This is a genomic window from Arthrobacter sp. FW306-05-C, assembly GCF_021801725.1.
Lineage (GTDB): Bacteria > Actinomycetota > Actinomycetes > Actinomycetales > Micrococcaceae > Arthrobacter.
In genome coordinates, this window is record NZ_CP084556.1 from 224202 (window position 1) to 249842 (window position 25641).

At 66.8% G+C, this 25641-nt stretch carries 23 protein-coding genes; 15 read left to right on the top strand and 8 right to left on the bottom strand.

The genetic code is table 11. From position 1 onward, the window contains the following. Positions 1–26: 26 nt before the first annotated feature. Genes LFT44_RS01100 through atzF form a run of 4 tightly spaced genes read left to right on the top strand, consistent with a single transcriptional unit; the run spans position 27 to position 7157 of the window. Positions 27–902, top strand: coding sequence for an urea amidolyase associated protein UAAP1 (locus LFT44_RS01100; RefSeq protein ID WP_236800596.1), 876 nt, complete (start codon positions 27–29; stop codon positions 900–902). Continuing rightward, on the top strand, positions 899–1576 hold the full coding sequence (locus tag LFT44_RS01105; protein WP_236800597.1) for an urea amidolyase associated protein UAAP2: 678 nt from the start codon (positions 899–901) through the stop codon (positions 1574–1576). The genes LFT44_RS01100 and LFT44_RS01105 overlap by 4 nt, the downstream gene beginning before the upstream one ends. Further along, a complete protein-coding gene (gene uca, locus LFT44_RS01110) occupies positions 1573–5298 on the top strand; it encodes an urea carboxylase (protein WP_236800599.1) in 3726 nt (1241 codons plus the stop codon). Before LFT44_RS01105 ends, uca begins: the two co-directional genes overlap by 4 nt. Next, positions 5295–7157, top strand: coding sequence for an allophanate hydrolase (gene atzF / locus LFT44_RS01115; protein ID WP_236800601.1), 1863 nt, complete (start codon positions 5295–5297; stop codon positions 7155–7157). Before uca ends, atzF begins: the two co-directional genes overlap by 4 nt. On the opposite strand, the gene LFT44_RS01120 is transcribed toward atzF, so the two are convergent. Then, positions 7135–8067: an alpha/beta fold hydrolase gene (locus LFT44_RS01120; protein WP_236800603.1), complete on the bottom strand. Its 933-nt coding sequence runs from the start codon at positions 8065–8067 to the stop codon at positions 7135–7137. The genes atzF and LFT44_RS01120 overlap by 23 nt on opposite strands. A gap of 68 nt (positions 8068–8135) precedes the next feature. Between LFT44_RS01120 and lysS the strand changes: the two genes are divergently transcribed. From lysS to LFT44_RS01135, 3 genes are all read left to right on the top strand, one after another. Then, positions 8136–9674, top strand: coding sequence for a lysine--tRNA ligase (gene lysS / locus LFT44_RS01125; RefSeq protein WP_236800605.1), 1539 nt, complete (start codon positions 8136–8138; stop codon positions 9672–9674). Positions 9675–9676: 2 nt separating this feature from the next. Then, a complete protein-coding gene (locus LFT44_RS01130) occupies positions 9677–9850 on the top strand; it encodes a hypothetical protein (RefSeq protein ID WP_236800608.1) in 174 nt (57 codons plus the stop codon). A 139-nt stretch (positions 9851–9989) separates the two neighbouring features. After that, positions 9990–10322 (top strand): histone-like nucleoid-structuring protein Lsr2, encoded by a 333-nt coding sequence (locus LFT44_RS01135; RefSeq protein WP_236800609.1) that lies wholly within the window; start codon positions 9990–9992, stop codon positions 10320–10322. Positions 10323–10450: 128 nt separating this feature from the next. On the opposite strand, the gene LFT44_RS01140 is transcribed toward LFT44_RS01135, so the two are convergent. Then, positions 10451–11026 carry a hypothetical protein gene (locus LFT44_RS01140; protein ID WP_236800611.1) on the bottom strand — a complete coding sequence of 192 codons (576 nt, stop codon included), beginning with the start codon at positions 11024–11026 and terminating at the stop codon, positions 10451–10453. A 273-nt stretch (positions 11027–11299) separates the two neighbouring features. Between LFT44_RS01140 and LFT44_RS01145 the strand changes: the two genes are divergently transcribed. The 7 genes from LFT44_RS01145 (at position 11300) to LFT44_RS01175 (ending at position 19718) form a co-directional block, all read left to right on the top strand. Further along, entirely contained in the window at positions 11300–13792 is a 2493-nt protein-coding gene (locus tag LFT44_RS01145; protein WP_236800613.1) for an ATP-dependent Clp protease ATP-binding subunit, read from the top strand. A gap of 360 nt (positions 13793–14152) precedes the next feature. After that, positions 14153–16276, top strand: a complete 2124-nt coding sequence (locus LFT44_RS01150) for a S9 family peptidase (RefSeq protein WP_236800614.1) — start codon at positions 14153–14155, stop codon at positions 16274–16276. A gap of 101 nt (positions 16277–16377) precedes the next feature. Continuing rightward, positions 16378–16887 carry an amino-acid N-acetyltransferase gene (locus LFT44_RS01155; RefSeq protein WP_236800615.1) on the top strand — a complete coding sequence of 170 codons (510 nt, stop codon included), beginning with the start codon at positions 16378–16380 and terminating at the stop codon, positions 16885–16887. 248 nt (positions 16888–17135) lie between these two features. Continuing rightward, positions 17136–18137, top strand: coding sequence for a dihydroxyacetone kinase subunit DhaK (dhaK, locus tag LFT44_RS01160; protein WP_236800616.1), 1002 nt, complete (start codon positions 17136–17138; stop codon positions 18135–18137). Positions 18138–18139: 2 nt separating this feature from the next. Further along, a complete protein-coding gene (gene dhaL / locus LFT44_RS01165) occupies positions 18140–18772 on the top strand; it encodes a dihydroxyacetone kinase subunit DhaL (protein WP_236802982.1) in 633 nt (210 codons plus the stop codon). Beyond that, complete coding sequence (gene dhaM, locus LFT44_RS01170; RefSeq protein ID WP_236800617.1) at positions 18769–19509, top strand: dihydroxyacetone kinase phosphoryl donor subunit DhaM; 741 nt, start codon at positions 18769–18771, stop codon at positions 19507–19509. The genes dhaL and dhaM overlap by 4 nt, the downstream gene beginning before the upstream one ends. A 35-nt stretch (positions 19510–19544) precedes the next feature. Next, on the top strand, positions 19545–19718 hold the full coding sequence (locus LFT44_RS01175; protein WP_236800618.1) for a hypothetical protein: 174 nt from the start codon (positions 19545–19547) through the stop codon (positions 19716–19718). A 30-nt stretch (positions 19719–19748) separates the two neighbouring features. On the opposite strand, the gene LFT44_RS01180 is transcribed toward LFT44_RS01175, so the two are convergent. Together LFT44_RS01180 and LFT44_RS01185 are read right to left on the bottom strand one after the other, a co-directional pair. Beyond that, the gene (locus LFT44_RS01180) at positions 19749–20180 is read right to left on the bottom strand and encodes a DUF3592 domain-containing protein (protein WP_236800619.1); all 432 of its coding nucleotides are present in this window, start codon (positions 20178–20180) and stop codon (positions 19749–19751) included. 58 nt (positions 20181–20238) lie between these two features. Further along, entirely contained in the window at positions 20239–21075 is an 837-nt protein-coding gene (locus LFT44_RS01185; protein ID WP_272910843.1) for an A/G-specific adenine glycosylase, read from the bottom strand. Positions 21076–21331: 256 nt separating this feature from the next. Here LFT44_RS01185 and LFT44_RS01190 point away from each other — a divergent pair, with 256 nt between their 5' ends. Beyond that, on the top strand, positions 21332–22027 hold the full coding sequence (locus LFT44_RS01190) for a hypothetical protein (RefSeq protein ID WP_236800621.1): 696 nt from the start codon (positions 21332–21334) through the stop codon (positions 22025–22027). A gap of 93 nt (positions 22028–22120) precedes the next feature. On the opposite strand, the gene disA is transcribed toward LFT44_RS01190, so the two are convergent. The 4 genes from disA to LFT44_RS01210 form a co-directional block, all read right to left on the bottom strand. Next, complete coding sequence (gene disA, locus LFT44_RS01195) at positions 22121–23197, bottom strand: DNA integrity scanning diadenylate cyclase DisA (protein WP_236800623.1); 1077 nt, start codon at positions 23195–23197, stop codon at positions 22121–22123. Positions 23198–23349: 152 nt separating this feature from the next. Then, on the bottom strand, positions 23350–24534 hold the full coding sequence (locus tag LFT44_RS01200) for an acyltransferase family protein (RefSeq protein ID WP_236800624.1): 1185 nt from the start codon (positions 24532–24534) through the stop codon (positions 23350–23352). A 190-nt stretch (positions 24535–24724) separates the two neighbouring features. Next, positions 24725–25240: a 2'-5' RNA ligase family protein gene (locus LFT44_RS01205; RefSeq protein ID WP_236800625.1), complete on the bottom strand. Its 516-nt coding sequence runs from the start codon at positions 25238–25240 to the stop codon at positions 24725–24727. Between the two features lie 60 nt (positions 25241–25300). Beyond that, positions 25301–25531 carry a hypothetical protein gene (locus LFT44_RS01210; protein ID WP_236800626.1) on the bottom strand — a complete coding sequence of 77 codons (231 nt, stop codon included), beginning with the start codon at positions 25529–25531 and terminating at the stop codon, positions 25301–25303. Between the last annotated feature and the right edge of the window lie 110 nt (positions 25532–25641).

The window sequence follows — 25641 nt, forward strand, 5'->3', positions numbered from 1 at the left end:
AAAATTCCAGCAACTACAGGACTGACATGACACAGACCCTCGAAACACCAGTAACCGGCACGGCCACGACGGCCGGCGCCCGCGCCCACGCCCGCGAGCAGCACGGCAAGACAGCCGAGAGCATGCGCCACGTGCCGGCAGCGTCCGCCCCGGCCCGCCTTTTGGCCGGAATGCCCGACGGCGTGATCCCCACCTGGGCCGAATCCCTCGCCTTTGGCCGCTACACCACCATGGTCCTGGCCCGCGGCACCCGGATCCGCCTCACCGACACTGCCGGCGACGCGTGTGTGCACGCCCTTCTGTACCGCGCGGGCAGCCTGCACGAACGGCTGAACATCGCGGACACCGTCAAGGTTCCCTGGCAGGCCTACCCCGGCACGGGCCACCCGCTGCTGTCCGACGCCGGCCGTCTGATGGCCACCATCGTCGCGGACTCCTCATCGCGCCACGACACCCTCACCGGCGCCACCACGCTGGCAGGAAACACAGCCAAGTACGGCGCCGGAGCCGCGCACAGCTCCTCCCCGGCAGCGCGCGAACTGCTCACCCTGGGCGCACTCAAGAACGGCCTCGGCACCAGGGATGTGGCGCCGTCGCTCTCCTTCTTCAAGGGCATCACCGTGGACCCCGCCGGCAGCATCACCTTCACCGGAAGTGCCGGGCCGGGTGCCGCCGTCGAACTCCTGCTCCAGATGGACGCTGTGCTGGTGCTGGCCAACACCGCCCACCCGCTGGACCCCCGCCCGGACTTCGCCGGGACCGCCATCGACATCCTTGCCTGGCACGCACCGCAGGACCTCGAGGAGCTGGAAGCCGGCTCGCTCACCGGCCCGCTGGCGCCCGAACACCGGCAGGCCCTCCGCAACACCGAACACGACCTCACCGCAAGGAATGCCCGATGAACACCGCCACTGACACCAAGCCCATCCCGGACGCCGCCGAAACCGCGCTCGCCGCAGGCACCGTGATCCTGGACGAATTCGTCGAGGCCCGCGGCCCCTGGTCAGCGGTAGTGGCAGCCGGCGACGTCCTGACCATCGTGGACCTGGAAGGCAACCAGGCGGTGGACTGCCTGCTGTACTCAGCAGCCGACACCACTGTGCGTTACTCCGCTCCGGCAACCATCGCCGCCCAGCAGTCGATCGTCCTCACCACCGGCTCAGTCCTCCGGGCCGACACCGGCGCACCCCTCATGACCGTGGTGGCAGACGAAGTGGGCGTGCACGACACCGTCGGCGGCGCCTGCTCGCAGGAATCCAACACGCTCCGCTACGGCCAGCACACCCGCGAACAGCACGCCTGCGTGGAGAACTTCCTGATCGAGGGCTCCCGCTGGGGCCTGGGCAAACGGGACCTGGTGTCCAACATCAACTGGTTCATGAACGTCCCGGTGGATCCGGACGGCGCCCTGGGCATTGTGGACGGCCTGTCCGCCCCGGGCAAGCGCGTGGCACTCCGCGCGGAGGTGGACACCCTGGTGCTCGTCTCCAACTGCCCGCAGATCAACAACCCCTGCAACGGCTTCAACCCCACCCCCGTCCGCATGATCGTCACCCGGCCGAAGGCAGCACGATGACCACATTCCATACCCTGCTGGTCGCAAACCGCGGCGAGATCGCCTGCCGCATCATCGAGTCAGCCAGGAAGCTGGGCCTGCGGACCGTTGCCGTGTTCTCGGAGGCGGACCGCGGCGCCAAGCACGTCCGGCTCGCCGACGAAGCCGTGCTGCTGGGACCAGCCCCTGCCAAGGAGTCCTACCTCCGGGTGGACGCGCTCCTGGCCGCGGCCAAGGCAACCGGCGCGGGCGCCATCCACCCCGGCTACGGCTTCCTGTCAGAGGATGCAGCCTTCGCCGAGGCCGTGGAAGCGGCCGGGCTCGTGTTCGTGGGTCCCACCCCGGAGCAGCTGCGCATCTTCGGCACCAAGCACACAGCGCGCGACGCCGCCCGGGCGGCCGGGGTGCCGATGATCGCCGGGTCCGGGCTGCTTGCGGACGTGGACGCCGCCGTGGCGGCCAGCAAGGAGATCGGCTTCCCGCTGATGCTTAAGGCCACCGGAGGTGGCGGCGGCATCGGCATGACCGTCTGCCGTTCCGAGGCCGAGCTGGCCGAAAGCTTCCCCCGCGTTGCCCGGCTGGCCAGCGCAAGCTTCGGCACCGCGGGCGTTTTCGCCGAACGGTACGTCGAGAACGCCCGGCACGTGGAGGTCCAGGTCTTTGGTGACGGCGAAGGCCGGGTGGTCAGCCTCGGCGACCGGGACTGCTCGCTGCAGCGCCGCCACCAGAAAGTCCTTGAGGAAGCCCCGGCCCCGGACCTCCCGGCGGAGCTGCGGGAAGAACTGCACCGCAGTTCCCGGGCTCTCTGCGCCTCGCTGAACTACCGCTCCGCCGGCACGGTCGAGTTCGTCTACGACGCCGCCCGCAAGGAAGCCTCCTTCCTGGAAGTCAACGCCCGGCTCCAGGTGGAACACCCCGTCACCGAAGCCGTCACCGGCGTGGACCTGGTGGAATGGATGCTCTGCCTGGCGCAGGGCGGGAGCGAAGCACAATCAGTGCTGGAAAACGTTCCGGACGCACTGCCGGTTTCCGGCCACGCCGTGGAAGCCCGCCTCTACGCCGAAGACCCGGCCCGCGGTTTCCAGCCCAGCGCGGGAACCGTCACCAACGCCGTCTACCCTGCAGCGGATGAAGCCCGCGTGGACGCCTGGGTGGAAACCGGCACCGAGGTTGCCACCAACTACGACCCCCTCCTGGGCAAGATCATCACCGCCGGCGAAAGCCGTGCGGACGCCTTTGACCGGCTCGCGTCCGCCCTGGACAACACCCGCATCGACGGCATCGAGACCAACCTTGGCATGCTTCGGGCCGTGAGCGGGATGGACGTGGTCCGCAGCGTCCTGCACTCCACCAGCACCCTGGACAACGTGGGGGATCCTGAACCGCGCATCACCGTGGGCCGCCCCGGCCTGCAGACCAGCGTGCAGGACTGGCCCGGCCGCACCGGGCTGTGGCAGATCGGTGTCCCGCCGAGCGGCCCCATGGACGATCTCTCCTTCCGGCTTGGCAACACCGCCCTCGGCAACCAGGAAGGCGCTCCCGGCCTGGAGTTCACCATGACCGGTCCCAGCCTGACCTTCACGCATCAGACCACCGTGTGCGTCACCGGCGCGGAAGTGGTGGTGACAGTGGACGGAACGGAGGTGCCCGCCTGGACGCCCGTCACGGTCCCCGCCGGAGGAACCCTCGACGCCGGCACGGCCGCCGGAACGGGCCTGCGCGGCTACATCCTGTTCCAGGGCGGCCTGGACATTCCGCAGTACCTGGGCAGCGCCTCCACCTTCACCCTGGGGCAGTTCGGCGGCCACGCCGGACGCGTCCTTCGCGCCGGTGACGTGCTCCGCACGGTGAAATCCGGCGTCGAACAAATTCCCGCCGCTGCAGTGCCGCTCGACAGCCGCCCCGCGCTCACCGCCACCTGGGAACTGGCCGTTGCTGAGGGCCCGCACGGCGCCCCCGAGTTCTTCCGGAGGGAAGACATCCAAGAGCTCTACGCCGCGGAATACGAGGTCCACTTCAATTCCGCCCGCACCGGAGTCCGGCTCATCGGACCCAAACCCCGCTGGGCCCGGACCGACGGCGGCGAGGCAGGCCTGCACCCGTCCAACATCCACGACACCGCCTACTCCGTGGGCGCCCTGGACTTCACCGGCGACACGCCCATCCTGCTCGGCCCGGACGGCCCCAGCCTCGGCGGCTTCGTCTGCCCGGCCACCGTGGTCACCGCCGAGCGTTGGAAGCTGGGCCAGCTCCGCCCGGGGGACAAGGTCCGGTTCGTGCCCATCAAAGCCAGCCAGGCGCCGTCGGCCAAGGACCTGGGACCCGGACGCCAGCTGGTGCTCCCGGGCGACGCGGACTGGACGTCGGATCCGTCCATGGCCGCCCCCGCACGTTCGTTCCGGGGCGATGGCGACGACGGCGTGCTGGGCCGGGTTTCCGAAGGTTCCGGCCGTCCCGCCGTTACCTACCGCCGCTCCGGCGATGACAACCTGCTGGTCGAATACGGCGAGATGGTGCTGGACCTTGGCCTGCGCGCACGCGTCCACGCCCTGCACCAGCAGATCGAGGCGCTCCGCGTCCCCGGCATCGTGGACCTCACCCCGGGCATCCGGTCACTGCAGATCAAGGTGGACCCGTCCGTCCTGTCCACCACGCGGCTGCTGGACCTGGTCCAGGAAATCGAGGCCGCGCTGCCCGCCAGTTCCGAACTGGTGGTTCCCAGCCGCACCGTCCGGCTGCCGCTGTCCTGGGATGATCCCGCCACCCGGGAGGCCATCGAGCGCTACATGGCAGGCGTCCGCGACGACGCCCCCTGGTGCCCGTGGAACATCGAGTTCATCCGCCGGATCAACGGCCTGGACTCCGTCAACGACGTGTTCGACACAGTCTTCAACGCCGAGTACCTGGTGCTGGGCCTGGGCGACGTCTACCTCGGCGCGCCCGTGGCCACCCCGCTGGATCCGCGGCACCGCCTGGTCACCACCAAATACAACCCGGCCCGCACCTGGACGCCGGAGAACGCCGTGGGCATCGGCGGAGCCTACATGTGCATCTACGGCATGGAAGGCCCCGGCGGCTACCAGTTCGTGGGCCGCACCACGCAGGTCTGGTCCCGCTACGCGGATTCGGCCCCGTTCGAGCCGGGATCGCCCTGGCTGCTGCGCTTCTTCGACCGGATCTCCTGGTACCCCGTCAGCCCGGAGGAACTGCTGGACCTACGGGCCGACATGGCCGCCGGGCGCGGCCGTGGCGTGGAGATCGAGGACGGCACCTTCTCCCTGGCCGAGCATGAGGCATTCCTGGCCGAAAACCGTGCGTCCATCGACGCGTTCCGGGAAAAGCAGGGCGCCGCTTTCGCGGTGGAACGGCAGGCCTGGGCCGACGCCGGCGAGTTCGACCGGGCGGAGGCGCTCGCCGCCGTCGTTTCCCCTGTGGCCGACGACGTGGAGGTGCCCGAGGGCGGCGCACTCGTCTCCGCCCCCTTTGCCGCCAGCGTCTGGAAGGTGGACGTGGCGGAAGGCGACCGCGTGGTCAAGGGCCAGCCGCTGGTGTCGCTGGAGGCCATGAAAATGGAAACCGTCCTGGAGGCACCCTCTGACGGAATCGTGCTTCGTGTCCTGCCAACCGCCGGATCGCAGGTGGTGTCCGGCGAGGCGGTGGTGGTCCTGGGCGGCAGCGACCTGGAACCCGTTGATGAAGTCCTGGACCTCGGGGCACAGGACCTGGAGGAGGCGGCAGTATGAGCACCACAACCACCGGCAGCGCGACCCGCCGCGTCAAGGCAGCACTCGCGACGATTGAAACGGTGGACCGGCCAGAAATCTGGATCACGCTGCGCGCCGCCGAGGACCTCCTGGCCGAAGCAGCCGGAATCGACGCGGCTGTGGCCGGCGGCGCGGACCTCCCCCTGGCTGGACTCCTGCTCGCCGTCAAGAACAACGTTGACGTGGCAGGCATCCCCACCACGGCCGCCTGCCCGGGCTTCGCCTACACGCCGGAGAAGGACGCCGAAGCCGTGGCCCGGCTCCGCGCAGCCGGTGCCCTGGTCCTGGGTGCCACCAACCTGGACCAGTTCGCCACCGGGCTGGTGGGCACGCGGAGTCCCTACGGTGCGGTCCGGGATTCCCGCCGCCCCGGCTACATTTCCGGCGGCTCCAGCTCGGGCTCCGCTGTTGCGGTGGCGCTGGGGCTGGCGGACATCGCGATCGGCACGGACACGGCGGGATCGGGCCGCGTCCCGGCCGGGCTGCAGGGCATCGTCGGGATCAAGGCCACCCTCAACGTGGTCTCCACAGCCGGGGTGGTGCCGGCCTGCCGGTCCTGGGACGCAGTCACCATCTTTGCGAGGCACCTGTCCACCGCCGAACTGGCCATGGGCATCATGGCCGGCAATTCACGGGCCTGGCCGGCGGACATCCGGCTCGCCGCGCCGTCCCGGCCGCGGGTGGCATACCCCGCGGCGCTGCCTGCGCTGCCGCCGGAATGGGCCGCGGAGTTTGACCGGCAGGTTGACCGGCTGCGATCCTCTGGGGTGGCCGCCGAACCGGTCGAATTCGACGACTTCCTCCAGGCTGCCCGGCTGCTGTACGACGGTGGTCTGGTGGCCGAACGGTACGCCGCGGTGGGCAGCTTCCTGGAGAACCACGACGGCGGCACGGACGGCCAGGCGGGAATCGATCCGACAGTTCGGGGCATCGTCCGCGCGGCCGGCACAGTGCCCGCCCACCGGTACGTCGCTGATACCGGGCGGCTGGAGGAACTCAAGGCCAGGGCCATGGCCCGGCTGGAAGGCTTCGACGCGTTGCTGGTTCCCACCGCGCCGTTCCATCCCACGCTGGCAGAAGTAGCTGCCGACCCCGTGGGTGTGAACTCGTTGATGGGCACCTACACCAATTTCTGCAACCTGTTCGATCTGTGCGCAGTGGCCGTTCCCGCCGGGGAGGTGGACGGCGCCCAGTTTGGACTCACGGTAGTGGGCCGCACTTTCGATGACGCCGTGGCTGCCGACATCGCGCGCCGGATCGAAACCACTCCCGCGCCGCCTGCGCTCTTTGCTAAGGGAGCTACGGTTCCCGGCGCCGTAGGCGGGGCCGGTCCGGAAGGCGGCAGGCCGTCGTCGTCCGCTCCCTGGCCGTTGGCCGCAGGTGCCCAGGCCGTGCCGCTGGTTGTGGTCGGGGCCCACCGCAAGGACCAGCCACTCGCGCCGCAACTGGAGGAGCTCGGGGCGTTCTGGGACGGCCCGGTCCGGACGGCGGCGCGCTACCGGATGGTGGCGCTGGACACCGTGCCGGCCAAACCCGGCGTCTACCGGTCCGACGACGGCGCCGAGTTGGTGGGGGAGCGGTGGCTGGTGTCCCCGGCAGCTTTGGGGACGTTCCTGGCGGGCCTTCCCGAGCCGATGCTGCTGGGGTCCGTGCAGCTGTCGGATGGGTCCGCCGCCGTCGGGTTCGCCTGTGATGCCGTCGCCGCTGCGGGCGGGGAGGACATCACTGCCTGGGGCGATTGGCTGGCGGACCGGAGCGTGGAACCGAAGCCGCGTACGGTGTGGCGGAACCTGGGGGAAGCTGCCCTTGCGGGGTTCAGCCGCGGGGAACGGGGATAACGCCGGCCTGGTCCGGGCGGGAATCATCGTCCGGGCGGGCCTCCCCGTCCGGACGTTCGTCCTTGAAATACGCTGCGATGGCCTCCACCAGTTCCTTGACCGCTGCAGGGACAGACCCGTGGAAGCACTTGGGGGAGAGCTGGTAGGTGCTGCCCGGTACGGCCGCGTGGAGCCGTTCGGCAGTCTCCCTGTAATAACTGGGACTCTTCCCGCCGGCCATGAAGTGGGTGCCCGGCGGCAGCACGCTGAAGTCCCGGGCGTGATCCTTCTCGTCGTAGGCCGCGCGCAGCTCACCCACGCCGCTGGGCATCACCTGGCGGAAGATTGTGTTCACCTTGGTCCGGGACAGGACCGCCATCAGGCCGGCCAGGACCGGCTCCGGGATCCTGGCCATCGTTGAGCCCGGGCTGGTGGCCTTCTTCATGTGGGCCAGGGCGAGTCCCACCCTGCCATCGTTGACGGCGGCCTCGAACGCGTCCAGCCAGAGGGTGTCGATGCTGCCGTCAATATTCACGGCAGCGTCGTACACGGCCAGCTTGTCCGGGACCAACGGGGTGCCCGTGAACTCCTGGACCGCGTTCATCGCCACCGATCCGCCCAGGCTGTGGCCCAGGACGTTCCGTGCGCCGGTGGCGGCGAGGACGGTCCGGACATCCTCGATCTCGGTGGCCATGCTGTAGTCAGGCGGCTGTTCGGACGAGTTGCCCCGGCCGCGGCGGTCATAGACGTCAACCGCCCAGCCGTCGCCCAGGCCCTTCGCCAGCGCAATCGAGAATGGGCGGTAGATCAGGGCCGTGAGGAATGCGCCGCCAATCAGCAGCACACGCTTTTCGCCCGGCGCGTCCTCGGCGCCGTAGCTGTACAAAGCCAGCTTGCCGCCGTCGTGCGTTGGAAGGACCCGTTCTTTCACCAGCCCATCCTAGGCAGCAAGCCTGCGCGGCAGCTGGGAACCGGGGTGGCCAATGCCCGGTAAACTTGATGATTGTGACTTCCCAAAACACCCCCGCGCCCAAGAATGCCCCAGAGCCCGTCGATGCCAGCGAGCAGATGCGGATCCGCATGGAAAAGCGCGCCAAACTTCTTGAGCGCGGCACGGAGGCGTACCCCGTGGGAGTGGAACGCACGCACTCGCTTGCCGAGATCCGGGAAAAGTACGCCCACCTCGAGGCGGACGACACGACCGGTGACATCGTGGGTGTCACGGGCCGCGTAGTCTTCGTCCGCAACACCGGCAAGCTCTGCTTTGCCACCCTTCAGGAAGGCGGCACTGACGGCAAGGGAACGCGCCTCCAGGCGATGCTGAGCCTGGCCAACATCGGCGAGGAAGCGCTCGCTGACTGGAAGGCCCTGGTTGACCTCGGCGACCACGTGTTCATTAAGGGTGAGGTCATCTCCTCCCGCCGCGGAGAACTGTCCATCATGGCGGAGTCCTGGTCAATGGCCTCCAAGGCCCTGCGCCCCCTGCCCGTGCTCCACGCGGAACTCAACGAGGAAACCCGCGTCCGCCAGCGCTACGTCGACCTGATGGTCCGCGACGAGGCCCGTGAAATGGTCTACACGCGTGCCGCCATTACGCGCTCCATCCGCGAAACGCTGTTCCGCCACCGCTACGTGGAGGTGGAAACGCCCATCCTGCAGCTGGTCCATGGCGGGGCACTGGCGCGGCCGTTCGAGACCCACATGAACGCCTTCGACCAGAAGATGACCCTCCGCATCGCCACCGAGCTGTACCTCAAGCGCGCAGTGGTGGGCGGCATCGACCGCGTCTATGACATGGGCCGCGTATTCCGCAACGAGGGCGTTGACTCCACCCACAGCCCCGAGTTCACCACCCTCGAGTGCTACGAGGCCTGGGCCGACCAGTTCGTCATGGCGCAGCGGATCAAGGAGATCATCCTTGACGCCGCCGACGCCGTGGGTGCCGGCCGCGTCCTGCAGACCGAGGCGGGGGAGATCAACCTCGACGGCGACTGGGCCTGGCTGCCTGTCTACCCCGGACTTTCCGACGCCGTTGGGCAGGAAATCACCCCGGACACCCCGGTTGAGGTGCTTCGGGAGCTTGCAGCCAAGCACGAGGTCAAGGTGGACCCCAAGTGGGACGCCGAGAAGCTGGTGGTTGAACTCTTCGGTGAAATCGTGGAGCCCACCTTGCTGAACCCCACCTTCGTCTACGACTACCCGCCCTCCGCCCAGCCGCTGGCCCGCCCGCACCGCGAGGACGGCCGGCTGATCGAGGCTTGGGACCTGATCATCGGCGGCATGGAGCGCGGCACCGCCTTCTCCGAGCTGATCGACCCCGTCATCCAGCGCGAGCGGCTCACGGAGCAGTCCATGCACGCTGCCGCCGGCGACGTCGAAGCCATGCAGCTTGACGAAGACTTCCTGCGCGCCCTCGAATACGGTGCTCCCCCCATGGGCGGTATCGGCTTGGGCATCGACCGGCTGGTGATGCTCTTCACCGGGGCCGGTATCCGCGAAACCATCCTGTTCCCCCTGCTCAAGCCCGAAGGGCACTGACCATGGAATACGTAGCAGTACTTCTTCCCTCCCTGGTGGTGGGCCTGCTGTTCTGGTTCGCCATGAAGGCAATCTTTAACGCTGACAAGGCCGAGCGGCAGGCGGAAGCCCGCGCCCAGGCCGAAGCCGATTCCCTTCCGGCACCCTCCGAGCAGCAGGGCCCCGAATCCAAATAGGTAAAAGCCCCCTATTCCCAGGCTTTATCCCCAAGGAACCATTAGGCGCTTTGACGCGTTGCCAAGATAAGAGTCATACTTTTTTTGGGAAACATCCTGCTTTTCTGAAAACCGACTTTCCAGCAAGAGGAAGACCTTAATGGCACAGAAAGTAAACATCATCCTTGTTGATGATCTGGATGGGGGATCCGCAGACGAGAATGTTAAGTTTGGCCTCGACGGGGTCAGCTACGAGATTGACCTGTCGGCAGCCAATGCCGCTGAGCTTCGGTCTTCATTGGAGAGGTTCATCAACGCTGCGCGCAAGGCGTCCGGAGGCCGCAGTCAGCGGGCCACCAAGGCGTCCACCGCGGGCCGCAGCCACGATTCAGGACAAATCCGCCAATGGGCACGGGATAACGGCTACACGGTTAACAGCCGCGGCCGAATTCAGGCCGAAATCCAGGAAGCCTACCAAAAGGCAAATTCGTAGGACGGCGATAGCTCGACTAAAGAGCCCTGCTTCCCATATTGGGCGGCAGGGCTTTTTGGTGCACCACGAATTCCGCGGCGGAGGAGCAATTATCCCTGCAGGGCTGCAGCAGTTTGATGGCCGTGCGATTACCTCCGCAAGAGGCTGCCGGCAGCGAACTGTTCGGCAAGGTAGAACACGAAGGGCGGAATATCGCCGGTTTTCGCCAGCGCTGCTCCGCAACCGACGGTGGCCAGGGCCAGGGCTGCCGCTTCTTTCTCCCGGTGCAGGCCCGCCAGGGCTCCGGACAGGGATCCAAGCGCGAGGACGTGCAGCCATGCGTAGGTAAGGAATGGCCAAGCCGGGAAGCGGCGGGCCGCGAAACGCTCCAGATCCGTTGCGCGCATCGCGAGTTCGGACACGAACAACGGGGCGCCTGCAGCAAGCGCGACGGCGGCCGTGCCGGCGAGTGACCGGCTCCGCCCCTCCGGGAGGGCAAGGGCCAGTCGGGCGAACGCCGCGGGCATGGCGGCGGTTCCTGCCGCAGCGACGTGTTGTCCCGCCACCCACCACCGCCGCCCCTTTCGGAGCATTTCGAGTCGTTGGGCGGCGTCAGGCTCGAGGTATACCCCCGGCACCGGGCTGATGCCCACCAGCCACACTGCTCCGGCAATAAGCGCAACACGGGCCGGCCGCTTCACGCGTTCCAGGTCCACCTTCGACATATTCCCCGCCTCCCGCCATTTTCCCGGCTGGCGCGTTCCGTACGGATGCCGCTCCCTGCCCGCCATTAAGGCCAAGGATGGGCCACCGCAGGGCCACGGACAAGGGCATTTTGGCGGTCTTTCCCATTGCCCGGAGACCAAGGCAGGAAGTCCGCGCCGGAGGACGTGGCGGATATTCCGTAAACACTGCGGTTTCCCCTGTGGCGAACACGCTCCACATCGCCGGGCGGGCCACGTAGCATCAAAGTACGTCGTAGCTAGGAGTGTGGCGAAATGTTTGAGCGATTTACGGACCGTGCCCGTCGCGTAGTTGTGCTTGCCCAAGAAGAGGCACGCATGCTGAACCACAATTACATCGGTACCGAACACATCCTCTTGGGTCTGATCCATGAGGGTGAGGGTGTTGCCGCCAAAGCTCTTGAGTCCTTGAGCATTTCGCTCGACGGCGTTCGCGAGCAGGTGCAGGAGATCATCGGGCAGGGCCAGCAGGCTCCCTCCGGCCACATCCCCTTCACCCCGCGTGCCAAGAAGGTGCTGGAGCTCTCGCTGCGCGAAGCCCTGCAGCTGGGCCACAACTACATCGGCACCGAGCACATCCTGCTCGGCCTGATCCGGGAGGGTGAAGGCGTTGCCGCCCAGGTCCTGGTCAAGCTTGGCGCCGACCTGAACCGGGTCCGCCAGCAGGTCATCCAGCTCCTCTCCGGTTACCAGGGCAAGGAAACCACCGGCGCAGGCGTCGGCGGCGGACAGCCCGAAGGCGCCCCTGCCGGTTCCGTGGTCCTGGACCAGTTCGGCCGCAACCTGACCCAGGCTGCGCGCGAGAACAAGCTGGACCCGGTCATCGGCCGCGAGCAGGAAATGGAACGCGTCATGCAGGTCCTTTCCCGCCGCACCAAGAACAACCCTGTCCTCATCGGCGAGCCCGGCGTCGGCAAGACCGCCGTCGTCGAAGGCCTTGCCCAGGCCATTGTGCGCGGCGACGTCCCGGAGACCATCCGCGACAAGCAGCTGTACACCCTGGACCTCGGTTCCCTTGTGGCAGGTTCCCGCTACCGCGGTGACTTCGAAGAGCGCCTTAAGAAGGTCCTCAAGGAGATCCGCACCCGCGGCGACATCATCCTGTTCATCGACGAGATCCACACCCTGGTGGGTGCCGGTGCCGCCGAAGGCGCCATCGACGCAGCCTCGATCCTGAAGCCCATGCTGGCCCGGGGCGAGCTGCAGACCATCGGTGCCACCACCTTGGACGAGTACCGCAAGCACATCGAGAAGGATGCCGCCCTGGAGCGCCGCTTCCAGCCGATCCAGGTCAAGGAACCCTCCGTGGCGCACGCCATCGAGATCCTCAAGGGCCTGCGCGACCGGTATGAGGCGCACCACCGCGTCACCATCACCGACGGTGCCCTGGCCTCCGCTGCAAGCCTCGCCGAGCGCTACATCTCGGACCGCTTCCTCCCGGACAAGGCGATCGACCTGATCGACGAAGCCGGTGCCCGGCTGCGCATCCGCCGCATGACCGCTCCGCCGGAGCTCAAGGCCATGGACGAGCGCATCGCCAAGCTGAAGATGGAGAAGGAATCCGCCATCGACGCCCAGGACTTCGAAGGTGCAGCTTCGCTCCGCGACAAGGAGCAGAAGATGATCTCCGAGCGGGCGGAGAAGGAGCGCAACTGGAAGTCCGGCGGCATGGACGACATCTCCGAGGTGGATGAGGATCTCATCGCCGAGGTGCTGGCCAACTCCACCGGCATCCCCGTCTTCAAGCTGACCGAGGAAGAATCCTCGCGCCTGCTCAAGATGGAAGACGAACTGCACAAGCGGGTTGTCGGCCAGGACGAGGCCATCAAGGCACTGTCCCAGGCCATCCGCCGCACCCGTGCAGGGCTCAAGGACCCCAAGCGCCCCGGTGGCTCGTTCATCTTCGCCGGCCCCACCGGCGTCGGCAAGACCGAGCTCGCCAAGGCACTTGCGGAGTTCCTCTTCGGTGAAGAGGACGCCCTCATCACCCTGGACATGTCCGAGTACTCCGAGAAGCACACCGTTTCGCGGCTCTTCGGTGCCCCTCCGGGCTACGTGGGCTACGAAGAGGGTGGCCAGCTGACCGAGAAGGTCCGCCGCCGTCCGTTCTCCGTGGTGCTGTTCGACGAAGTTGAGAAGGCCCACGCTGACCTCTTCAACTCGCTGCTGCAGATCCTGGAAGACGGTCGCCTGACCGACTCCCAGGGCCGCGTGGTGGACTTCAAGAACACCGTGATCATCATGACCACCAACCTGGGTACCCGGGACATCTCCAAGAGCGTCGCCACCGGCTTCCAGTCCGGCACCGACACGCAGACCGGCTACAACCGCATGCGTGCCCGCGTCACGGAGGAACTCAAGCAGCACTTCCGCCCCGAGTTCCTGAACCGTGTTGACGACGTCGTGGTGTTCCCGCAGCTCACCCAGGACGAGATCATCGAGATCGTGGACCTGTTCGTGACCCGCCTGGAGAAGCGCCTCAAGGACAAGGACATGGGCATCGAGCTCACCAAGGCCGCCAAGGTGCTCCTCGCGACCCGGGGCTACGATCCCGCCATGGGTGCCCGGCCGCTGCGCCGCACCATCCAGCGCGAGATCGAGGACCAGCTCTCCGAGAAGATCCTCTTCGGCGAGATCCACACCGGCGACATCGTCGTGGTGGATGTCGAAGGCGAAGGCGACGACGCGAAGTTCACCTTCGCCGGCAACGCCAAGCCGCGCATCCCGGAAATCGCCCCCAGCGTCTAAGCTCCACAGCCAAAGCCCCGCCACTCCACAAAGGAGCGGCGGGGCTGTTGCTTTGCCCTCTCCACCCCCTCAGTGGTTCAGTACGGTGGCGGACGGCAGAGATTTACCGGCGCCTGCTCGTTCCTCGCTTTGACGGCGCCTACATAAATCCCTGTCGTCCGCCACCTCGTGCATTGGTGGGCTTTAGGCGAAGCGCAGGTGCCGGGGTCATTTGTGTAGCTTGCGTCAAAGCGAGGAACGAGCAGCAAGCGGCAAATGGCGCCGGTGGCGGCGCGCCCCAAGCACGCCGGACCCAACCCATCAGCGTGTCGGCTTCGGGGGGTTTGTGATGGCGGACACAAAACGTGTTGAATCGGGAGCATGGCTAATCAGAATCCGGCGATCCCGGACGAGCAACCGCTGACCCCTTTCCACGACCTCGACCATTACCTGTCCATCCCTCGGGTAAGCGGCCTGGCACTGAGCCCGGACGGCTCGCGGCTGGTCAGCACTGTGAGCACCTTGAACGGTAAAGGCACCGAATTCGCCACCGCACTGTGGGAGCTGGACCCGGCCGGGCAGAAGCACGCCCGGCGCATCACCCGCAGCGCCAAGGGCGAGGCCGGTGCCGCGTTCGCAGCCAATGGGGACGTCTACTTCACGTCCGCCCGTCCCGATCCGGACAGCCCCGACGAGGATCCGGTGAGCGCGCTGTGGCTGCTCCCGGCAGACGGCGGCGAAGCAAGGGTGGTCCTCAGCCGGCCGGGCGGCGTCAGCAGGGTAATCACGGCCAGGGGCGCCGGTGCGGCGTTCGTGACGGCCGAGGTCCTGGCAGGTTCCGCTGACGAGGAGGACGACGCTGAACGGCGCAAGTCCCGCAAGGACAAGAAGGTCTCTGCCATCCTGCACAGCGAGTATCCGGTCCGGTACTGGGACGCGGACCTGGGGCCCGGCCAGCCGCGGATCTTCGCTGTGGAAGCGGGGGAAAGAGAAGGAGCCGGCAAGCCCACAACGGTTGATGCCACCGCTCCCTTGGTCCTGCGCAACCTGACGCCCGACGCCGGCCCGCGGCTCAGGGAGGCGGAGACCGTGGTCAGCCCCGATGGGAAGACCATCTACAGCGGCTACACCAAGCCTCTTGCGAAGGCGGACAGCCGGTCCATCCTGGTGGCTGTCGATGTGGCGTCCGGCAGCCTCAAAGTGCTGCTGGACCAGGAAGGCATGAGCTACTTCCCGGGACCCGTCAGCCCCGATGGCCGCACGCTCGTGGTGGTCAGCGAGAGTGATTCCACCCCTCACCGGGCCCCTGAAATCAAGATGTACCTGCTCGACGTCTCCGGCCAGGCGCCGGAGGAGGGCGGCGGACTGCAGCCACTGGCCCACGATTGGGATCGCTGGCCCAAGCCTGCGGCGTGGCTTCCGGACGGTTCCGGCCTCCTGGTTACAGCGGACGACGACGGCGCGTCGCCGGTTTTTCGGGTCAGCGTTCCGTCGGCTGCCGCTGAGGTGGGCGTCACCCGGGTGACGCAGGACGCTGCGGCCTACTCCGACGTCGTAATTTCGCCGGAGGGGCGCAGCGCCTATGCCCTGCGCAGCTCGTACGAGTTCCCGGCTGAGGCCGTACGGATCGACCTGGCCACTGGGGAAACCACCCGCCTTCCTGCCCCTGCCGAGCGGCCGTCCTACCTTGGCCGGCTGGAGCGCATCGCCGCAACCGCCGCGGACGGCTCGCGCGTGCCCGCCTACCTGGCCCTCCCGGAGGGTGCTTCCGCGGACCAACCGGCACCGCTGCTCCTGTGGATCCACGGCGGTCCGCTGGGATCGTGGAACGCGTGGACTTGGCGCTGGAACCCCTGGCTCCTGACGGCGAAGGGGTACGCGGTGCTGCTGCCGGATCCGGCGCTGTCCACCGGCTACGGGCAGTCGTACATCCAGCGCGGCTGGGGATCATGGGGGAGAGCGCCCTTCACGGACCTCATGGCAGTGACCGATGCCGCCGTAGGGCGGCCCGACATCGACGAGGCCCGGACCGCGGCGATGGGTGGCTCCTTCGGCGGCTACATGGCCAACTGGGTGGCGGGCAACACAGACCGGTTCAAGGCGGTTGTCACCCATGCGAGCCTCTGGGCCCTGGACCAGTTCGGGCCCACCACCGACGCCTCTCAGTATTGGCTGAAGGAAATGACCGAGGAAATGGCGCTGGAGAACTCGCCGCACCTCCATGCCGAGAACATCAGCACCCCCATGCTGGTGATCCACGGTGACAAGGACTACCGGGTGCCCATCGGCGAAGGCCTGCGGCTCTGGTATGAACTGCTGTCCAAGTCCCAGCTGGCGGCGGACCAGGACGGACAGACTCCGCACCGGTTCCTCTACTTCCCGGACGAGAACCACTGGGTCCTCCAGCCGCAACACGCCAAGGTCTGGTACCAGGTGGTGGAGTGGTTCCTGGCAAAGAACGTCCTGGGCCAGGACCTCGAGCTGCCGGCCGAGCTGGGGCTCTAGGTTGGTCGGCTTTGCGCCGTCGGCCGAGGCATTTGCCGGCACCGGAACGCCCCGCCCCGTCCGCAACCAGCCGAGAGCCCTTCGCCTCGTAGGATGGCTGTGTGACCGACTCCTTCCACATCCGCCCAGCACGCACCAGCGACGTCCCCGCCATCAAGAGGTTGGTGGCACCCCTGGCCGAGGAGCGCATCCTGATGGCGAAGGAGACGGTGGCCTATTACGAGAGCCTCCAGGAGTTCCGCATCGCCGAGTCCAGCGACGGCGAGATGATCGGCTGCGGCGCCCTGCATGTCATGTGGGAGGACCTGGCCGAAATCCGCACCCTTGCAGCGTCGGGGGAGTGGCGCGGCAGAGGGGTGGGGCATGTCCTGGTGGAGAGCCTGCTGCAAGAAGCCCGGGCCCTGGGGGTATCCCGCGTCTTCTGCCTCACCTTCGAGGTGGATTTCTTCAAGCGTCACGGATTCGAAGTCATGGCGGACCAGTCGGCGGTGGATCCGGAAGTCTATTCGGAGCTGCTGCGCTCCCATGACGAGGGCGTGGCGGAGTTCCTGGACCTGGCACGCGTCAAGCCCAACACCCTTGGCAACACCCGGATGATCCGCACCCTCTAAAGGCGTCCGCAGACGGCATTCAGAAACCCCTCTTGGCTTTACTCGAATTGATGGATAAACTGCTGAAGGCCGATATGTGGGGGGCCTCAGGAAAGGGACAGTCATTGGGGGCTGTCCCTTTGCTGCGTCCGGGTCGCAAACCTGTGGGATAAGTGCGGAAAAGTGGGGTGGAGGAGCCTACCGCCAGTCGCGATCCCGGTAGTAGGGTCAGACACACATCCTTCAGGAGCACAGCCAGGAGCAACGCCATGAAGAAACTCATCAACGATCCAAAATCCGTTGTCCAGGAAGCTGTCCAGGGGTTTGGCCTGGCACACGCCGGACTGGTCACGGTCAGCGAAGACCCCATCTACATCACGCGCAAGGACGCGCCTGTGGCCGGCAAGGTGGGGCTGGTTTCCGGCGGCGGCAGCGGGCACGAGCCGCTGCACGCCGGTTACGTTGGGCAGGGAATGCTCGACGCCGCGGTGCCGGGGGCGGTGTTTACCTCGCCTACGCCGGACCAGATCCTTCCGGCCACCCTCGCTGTGAACTCCGGTGCCGGCGTCGTGCATATCGTCAAGAATTACACCGGCGACGTCCTGAACTTCGAGACGGCGGCCGAACTGGCTGAGGCCGAAGGCGTCAGTGTCCGCACCGTACTGGTCAATGACGACGTGGCGGTGGAGGATTCGCTGTACACCGCAGGCCGCCGCGGTGTGGGCGGCACCGTGCTGGTGGAGAAGATTGCGGGCGCAGCTGCCGAACGCGGTGACGACCTCGACGCCGTCGCCGCCATCGGCGAGCGGGTCAACGCCAACGTCAGGACCATGGGGGTGGCACTGTCCGCCTGCACGGTTCCGCACGCCGGCACACCCAGCTTTGACCTCGCCGAGGATGAGATCGAGATCGGCATCGGCATCCACGGCGAGCCGGGCAGGCACCGGATTCCCATGGAGACCGCGGACAACATCACCAACCGCCTGCTGGAACCCGTCCTGGCGGACCTGAAGATCACCTCCGGGGACAAGGTGCTGCTTTTCGTAAACGGCATGGGCGGCACGCCACTGAGCGAGCTGTACATCGTGTATCGGCGGGCTGTGCAGGTACTCGGAGATGCCGGCGCCACGGTGGAACGCTCGCTGGTGGGCAACTACATTACGGCCCTCGAAATGCAGGGCTGCTCCATTTCGGTCCTCCGGCTCGATGACGAGATGACGGAACTCTGGGACGCGCCCGTGCACACCCCCGCGCTGCGGTGGGGCGTGTGACCGTGATCCTGGACGTCAACTGGGCCGTGAAGTGGCTGACCCTGTGCGCGCAGGCCATGGCAGAGCACCGCGTTGAACTCATCGAACTGGACCGGGCCATTGGCGACTCGGACCACGGCGAGAACATGGACCGGGGCTTCCAGGCCGTCCTGGCCAAGCTCGGCGAATCGACGCCGGAGACGCCCGGGGCTGCGCTGAAGATGACCGCCATGACGCTGATGTCCAAGGTGGGCGGCGCCGCAGGGCCGCTCTACGGCACTGCCTTCCTTCGCGCCGCCACCGCACTCGGCGATTCCGCTGAAGTTGATGCAGCCGCCCTGGCCGGGGCCCTGGCGGCTGCGCGGGACGGGATTGTGGCGCGCGGGAAGGCCGAGTCAGGGGACAAGACCATGGTGGATGCCTGGACCCCGGCTGTCGACGCTGCCCGCGCAGCAGCGGACGGCGGAAGCGCCGATGTCCTGGGCGTCCTGGTGGCGGCGGCCGAGGCTGCCGAAGCAGGGGCGGTGGCAACGGATCCGATGGTCGCAAGGAAAGGCCGGGCCAGCTACCTCGGCGAACGCAGCGCCGGCCACCGGGACCCCGGCGCCGTATCCAGCGCGCTGATCCTCCGCGCCGCCGTTGGGGCGGCTGCGTGACCGTCAGCATCGTTGTGGTGTCCCATAGCGAAAAAATTGCCGACGGCGCCGTGGAGCTTGCCGCCCAAATGGCACCGGACGTGATCATCCTGCCCGCCGGCGGCACCGACGACGGCAGGATCGGCACCAGCCTGGAGAAGGTCCTCGCCGCCCTGGAACAGGCGGGCGGGCAGGATGGCGGCCAGGCAGGCGGACAAGCCGACGGGGATGGCGTTGCGGCGAACGGCACAGTAGTCATCACGGACCTGGGATCAGCAGTGATGACCGCGGAATCTGCCCTCGAGTTCCTGGAAAACCCAGCCGGCGTCCTGCTCGCCGATGCACCGCTGGTCGAAGGCCTGGTGGCCGCAGCCGTCGCGGCACAGGGCGGAGCCGATGTGCAGGCCGTGCGGAACGCGGCAGAAGCTGCAGGGGGCGGGACGCATCAGGCGGAGCAGGCTTCCGCGCCGGAGGAGCTGGAGCCTGTCACCAGCGCCGCGCCTGACAGCACCGGCGACTTCGAATTGGTCAACCAGGCAGGCATGCATGCGCGGCCTGCCGCGAAAGTGGCCGGGGGCCTGGCCTCCCTGGACGCCGAAGTCACCATCAACGGCGTGGACGGCGCGTCCATGACCGGGCTGATGACCCTCGGCGCCGGCAAAGGCAGCGTGCTGCACGTTGAAGCGTGGGGACCTGATGCGGAACGGGCCGTGGAGTATGTGGGCGGCTTGGTGGAGGCTGGTTTCGGCGAGCCCTGACCACCCCGCCCGTTCCTGCGAATAAGCTCGGTGGCATGGAACGGCCGCTTACAGACAACTCCCAGGAAATCGAAGTGCTGGACGGCCAAATCTCCATGGAGGAACTGCTCGCCGAGCTCGGCTTCAACTGGACGGCAGAACCCGCTGGCGGCGGCGCGGAAGCCGGCGATGCCGAGGGCGATACATTCAGCCAGCCCGCGCTGTTCTAGCCGGCCCCTTTCGGGCCCGGCCAGGGTCCGCTAACCCAGCGGAAAGACGCCGATAAACCAGAACGAAACAACGGCAAAGACCGCGAAGAACGCAATCAGGCAGCCCATCACGGTGCGCGGTTCCGAGGAAACCTGGAGCGACTCATTGGGGTTGGCGGGGTTGTAGGCAACCTCGATCAGCGAGCCCGGCGCCGGCTGCTCCACCGCCGAGATCTCCGACTTGCCCATGAAGAGGGTGCCCTGCGGACCCGTGAACTGGTAGGTGGGGTAGTAGCGCAGGTTCCGGCTTGAGCCGCCCGCGCCGCTGGTCCATCCGGTGGCGCTGCCGGTGACGGTTGCCTGCGCCCTGGGCCACGCCGCCATCTGTTGCTGCTGGCGCTTGGTCCTGCGCGCCGCGTAGACCAGTGAAAATATGGCGGCAGCAACAAACAGGGCCCACACGATGTACAGGATGGTTTTCATGGTTCCCCCGGTTCCGGTCACCAAGAAGTATGCCATCCCGGCCCGCGCCGCCGGTGCCTCAGGCTGGTAGCCGGAGGCCGCCGTCGTGCATCTCCGCCAGCCCGTCCGCCAGCAGCCCTGCCAGCGCCCGGTCCAGTTGTTCGGGGGCGGAGTTGAGCCGGTGCAGCGCGGCCAGGGGCACGCTGATCCCCTCCGGCGCGTAGCCAAGATCGGCCGGTTCGCGGTGGAACATGTCCGGCGGCACGGGTGCATCCGCCAGCCGGAGCACGGCCAGCACGGCGCCGCGGACCTGGCGATCGGTGCCGTGCCATGACTGGCCCTTGGGAACGTACGACGGCGGGGGCTCACCGGCGGCGAGCCAGGCACAGGAGTCCCTCACTGGACAGTCGATGCACTTGGGCGCGCGGGCCGTGCACACCAGGGCACCCAGTTCCATGACCGCGGCGTTCCAGCGCACGGACGTGTCGTCGTCCTCCGGCAGCAGGGCCGCCGCAAGGCGCATCTCCGCCGCCGTCAGGGCCGGGGCGGGTAGCGCGGTGCCTGAGATGAGCCGGGCGTGCACCCTGCGGATGTTGGTGTCCACCACCGTTTCGCGGCGGCCATACGCAAATGCTGCCACTGCTGCTGCGGTGTAGCTGCCCACGCCGGGAAGGGCCAGCAGCTCAGCGTAAGTGTCCGGGACCTTGCCGCCGTGCTCCTGCACGATTGCGGTGGCCGCGGCGTGCAGCCTCAGGGCCCTCCGGGGGTAGCCCAGCCGGCCCCACGAACGGACGGCTTCGCCTGCCGGTTCGCCTGCCAGGCCCGCGGGAGTGGGCCAGCGTTTGAGCCACTCGTGCCAGACGGGCAGCACCCGGACCACGGGGGTCTGTTGCAGCATGATTTCGCTGACCAGCACTCCCCAGGGGGAGCATTCAGGCTTACGCCACGGCAGGTCGCGGGCAATGCCGGCGAACCAGTCGTTGACCCGCCTGTGGAGCAGCTCCAGATCCGCGGAGGCGACCGGGGCATCCGTCTTGGGGGAGGTTTGAGTGTCGATGCCAACACTGTAGTAGATGGGTTGCGCAGTGTGGAAAACCCGGTGTGACCAGAGCAATGGGCCCGCGGCGGCGTGGTGGCGGTGCAGATCCGGAGGCTTTCCCTAGCCTAGGAGGATGGGCAGGCAAGGCAATTCATCAGCACGCGGCACGTCGGGTTCCAGCAGCGTCCGGAAACCGAGCGCCGCTGTCTACCGCCGCCGTCGGCTGTTTGCTGGCGGTGCCCTGCTGCTGGTGATCGCACTGGTGGTCAGTGGGTTCGCCTTGGCGGGTGCCTTCAAGGGCGGTTCCCGGCAGGCCTCTTCCACCCAGCCTTCTTCCACCGACCCTGCTTCGGCGAACCCGGCTGCCTCAGCAACACCCTCTGCTTCCGCCTCGGCAACTGCTCCGGCCACGCCGTCGCCCACTGCTTCCGCAACCGCCACCTGCAACCAGAACCTGGTCACTGTCACTGCTTCCACGGACAAGCCCGCCTACGGCCCCGGCGAAAACCCGATGCTCACCCTGAAGGTGACCAACGGCGGCAAGGTGCCCTGTGAGGTCAACATCGGAACGTCGCAGATGGAATTCCTGGTGACCAGCGGCTCGGACCGGATCTTTTCCTCCAAGGACTGCCAGGCGTCCAGCGAGGACCTGGTGAAGGTCATTGCACCCGGTGCCAGCGAAACCGCTAACTTCCCGTGGAGCCGGAACCGCAGCGCCGAGGGCTGCAAAGCGGTGGCCGCAGCTCCGGGCGGTGGCGGGGCGTACTACATCTTCACCGCGAAGCTGGGCTCACGGGCCAGCCCGAAGGCCGTCTTCCAGCTGAACTGATCTCCTCAATCCCCGTCGATTGCTGCCCACCTGTCGTTTTCAGGGTTCAAAACGGCAGGTGGGCAGCAATGGATGATGCTTTTGGGCCGGGGCTTAGAGGAAGCGGTCCAGGAGGCTGGCTTCTGCCATGCGGCTCAGGCCCTCGCGTACGGTCCGGGCGCGCTGGTCGCCGATGCCGTCAACCGTCATGAGGTCGTCGATGGTGGCCGCCATCAGGAACTGCAGGCCCCCGAAGTGGTCCACCAGGCGGTCTGCAACGGCCTTGGGGACTGCCTTGAGGCCGGACAGCAGCCGGTAGCCGCGGGGCTGGACCACTGCATCCAGGTTCGCCTCGCCGCCAGCGAACCCGACGATCGCCGAGATTTTGCCCAGGTCGATCAGTTCGGTGGGGCCCAGGTTGACCAGTTCATTGACGGCTTTTTCGATGTCTTCGGCGGAGGCATGGGGGCTGGCGTAGTCGCGGATGATCACGTCGCTGCCCGGACCGCGTCCCACGGTGAGTTCATCGAGCTGGAGGGAGAGGAGGCGGCCGTCCTCGCCCAGTTCCAGGACGTACTGCGAGATTTCCTCGGAAATGCGGCGGACCATTTCCTGCCGCTGGAGGGTGACGGCCACGTCGCGCACCGTCACCATGGCCTCGATTTCCAAGGCTGAGAGCGAACTGGTGACCTGGTCAAGGCGGGCGCGGTAGCGCTCCAGGGTGGCAAGGGCCTGGTTGGCGCGGGCCAGGACGTTTTCCGAGCCCTCCAGGACGTGCCGCAGTCCATTGACGTAGAGGGCGATGATTTGCATTGACTGGCTGACGGAGATGACCGGAACGCCCGTCTGCTTGGCCACCCGTTCTGCGGTGCGGTGGCGGGTACCGGACTCCTGGGTCTCAATGCTGGAGTCCGGGACCAGCTGGACCGCGGCGCGGAGGATGTTGCCCGCGTCCTTGTCGCAGATGATGGCGCCGTCCATTTTGGCCAGTTCCCGCAGGCGGGTAGGCGAGAACTCGATGCCGATATCGAACCCGCCGGAGCAGATGGAGTCAATGGTGCGGTCAGATCCCAGGACGATCAGGGCGCCGGTGCGTCCGCGGAGGATCCGTTCCAGGCCGTCGCGAAGGGGAGTTCCGGGTGCAACCCTGCCCAGAGTGGCCCTCAGCGATTCTTCGGGGCTCCGCGCCATAGGTATTTCCCTTCAAAGGTGCGGACCGCCGCCCGCAGGAATGCCGGCATCTGCAGTTCGCCGGCAGGATCAAAAAGTGCTGTAATTCCCGCAAGCTCAATGATAGGGGTAAGAAACCCAAGTTCCGCACGGGCAAGCCCCAAAGTGCCCCATTAGGGAGTTTCCGAAAGTGCCGGAAAAGCGTGCTCGATGGCGGGTGCGGGCAGGGCATTTTTTGGTGACCCGTGCTGCTGTCCCGCTCGAGACCGGAATATGTCCCGTACCGCCCGTTCGCAGGGTTTCTCGATAAACCTGTTTGCGACCCAAGCTACGGCTGCCGCGCAGAGCAGGGCAGGCGGCACGAGCCACCAGGGAAGCCCCTGGGCCCACCGGCCGACAAGAAGGCCGAACGTACCCAGCACAAGATAGTGGACCATGTAGAAAGCGAATGACAGATCTCCGAGCCTTACTAGGACGGGGTTGCTGAGAAAGTCACGGTTGCCTGCGAGCTCGCGGCGGGCAGCCGTCCAAATGAGGGTGATGATCGCGGGCAGCATGAGCGTCTGGCTGATCCACCAGGGAATGGAATGCAAAAGGTCCACCAAGAGTGTAAGCGTGGCGCCAGCGGTGGTGAAAGCGGCTGCCGACAACTGTGTACTGTGTGGCGGTACATAACCAGCCTTCAGTAGAAGCGCCAGGGCGACGCCGATGACGAACTCGGGTAGCCGGTACAGCGGCAAGTTGTAGGTGATGAAATGGCTGACCTGCGCTCCCAAAGTTAATTGGCAGGCGACGCCCAGTACAGGTTGCAGGACTCCGAGGAATATAACCGTACCGACAAGTTCCTTTGTGCTGAAACGGCGCATTACCGAGACAAGCGGGGGCAGCAGGAGATAGAAGAAAGCTTCTGCCGACAGCGACCAAGCGACAGGGTTGAAGGAAGAAGCAGACCAGGGCCACCAGGCTTGAGTCAAGGTCAGGCTTTGCAGGAAGGAAACCGCGCTCGAATTTTGGGCCACGGGTACTAATGCTGCGATGGCCAACGTAGCTGCGCTTAGTGGAAACAATTTAGCGATACGGTTCCGCAGGAAGACACCAGTGCCTTTTTCCGCGGCGCCAGCCCAGGTCAGTACGAAGCCGGAGAGGACAAAAAAGAAGCTTACGCCGATAAAACCGAGGTCGACAATGGGCAGGTTGTAGAGGGCGAGTCCGTGCATTAGCGCCACGGCCACTGCTGCGACAAACCTCAGGCCCGTCAAGGAATGGAGCCGCCTTCCATCGGTTTCGGCTTGGCGGTTGGCGGATGAGCTAGGGCCGTCGAACATGGCAGCGGCCGCCGTGCTGGCGGTGGAGGGCATTAGTGGAGACCTTCAGAGGGAGAACCGCAATCTCTGCGGAGCGTCGTGTTCGTCTACGTCCAACCAGCCTATGGGAATCGACGACACCGGCGACGTGAAAACGGCGCAGGAATAGCCAAGGACTTCGCAAGGATCAGGGCAGCATTTTCAGCACCAGAGCCCTCGCGTTTTAGTGCTGGACTCAGGCGCCCTAAGGGCATTCGATGAGGGGCGTGACGGTTCTGCTGTCGCTGTCCCAAAGGCGGGCCCCCGTGCACTGGCCTTCAAGGCGCAGGTCCAGCAGGTCCATGGCCGCTCCGAGTTGGTGCGCGGGGACGCGGCGGGAGATGGTGACGTGCGGCGTCCACGCCCCCGGCAGCGTCAGTGACAGCGCGCCGGACAGGTCCTGGTGGAGTCGCCTGTGCAGGTCAAGCAGGGGGTCGGTCAGCAGGACCGCCCTGGCCAGGACATACTTGCCCGCTCCTGCGGGAAAAACAATGGCGCCGGAGAACGTGATGTTCATGGGCAACGCCTGCCACAGGCCTTGTTGGTGCGGACTTTCTTGGCCGGCCTGCAGGTCCGCCCCGGCGGCAAGCGTGATGTGGGGGCTGTTGCTCAAGGAGGTGTGCGCTGCAAGGCTGGGAAGGTCCGCAGCCTGCAGCCGGGCCCAGTCGGCCCTGATCAGGGAATCGGTGGAGCCGTCAAAGACCAACTCGATGCTGCGCATGAACCCATCATGCCGTTACGGCTGCCGCCGCCCGCTCAGCGCGCGCGTTCCGGTGCAGACTCAGCGCTTCAGGTCCCTGAGCATCCGCTCCAGGTCCCTGCTGACCTTCGAAAGGGACGCAGCCCGCAGCGCCTTGTGTTCCTCCGCCGTCTGGACTCCCCGCTTCCGCGATGAGCCGGAGGGAATGCCCGGATCGGGATCCTGCGTCGCGGCAGGACCACAATTGTTGGCAAGGTTTGTGGCCAGCGGGTCGAAGAAAAGGTTGCCGGTGAAAGTGGCGCCATGCATCATGCGCCCAAGCTAACGTCCCGGCATTTCGCTGCTTTGAACGTCTGGTTTCGCCTGCGTTAAGCGCCGCCGGTGCCAGTTGCAGCCCTGCGATAAACTTATACTTTGGCCGT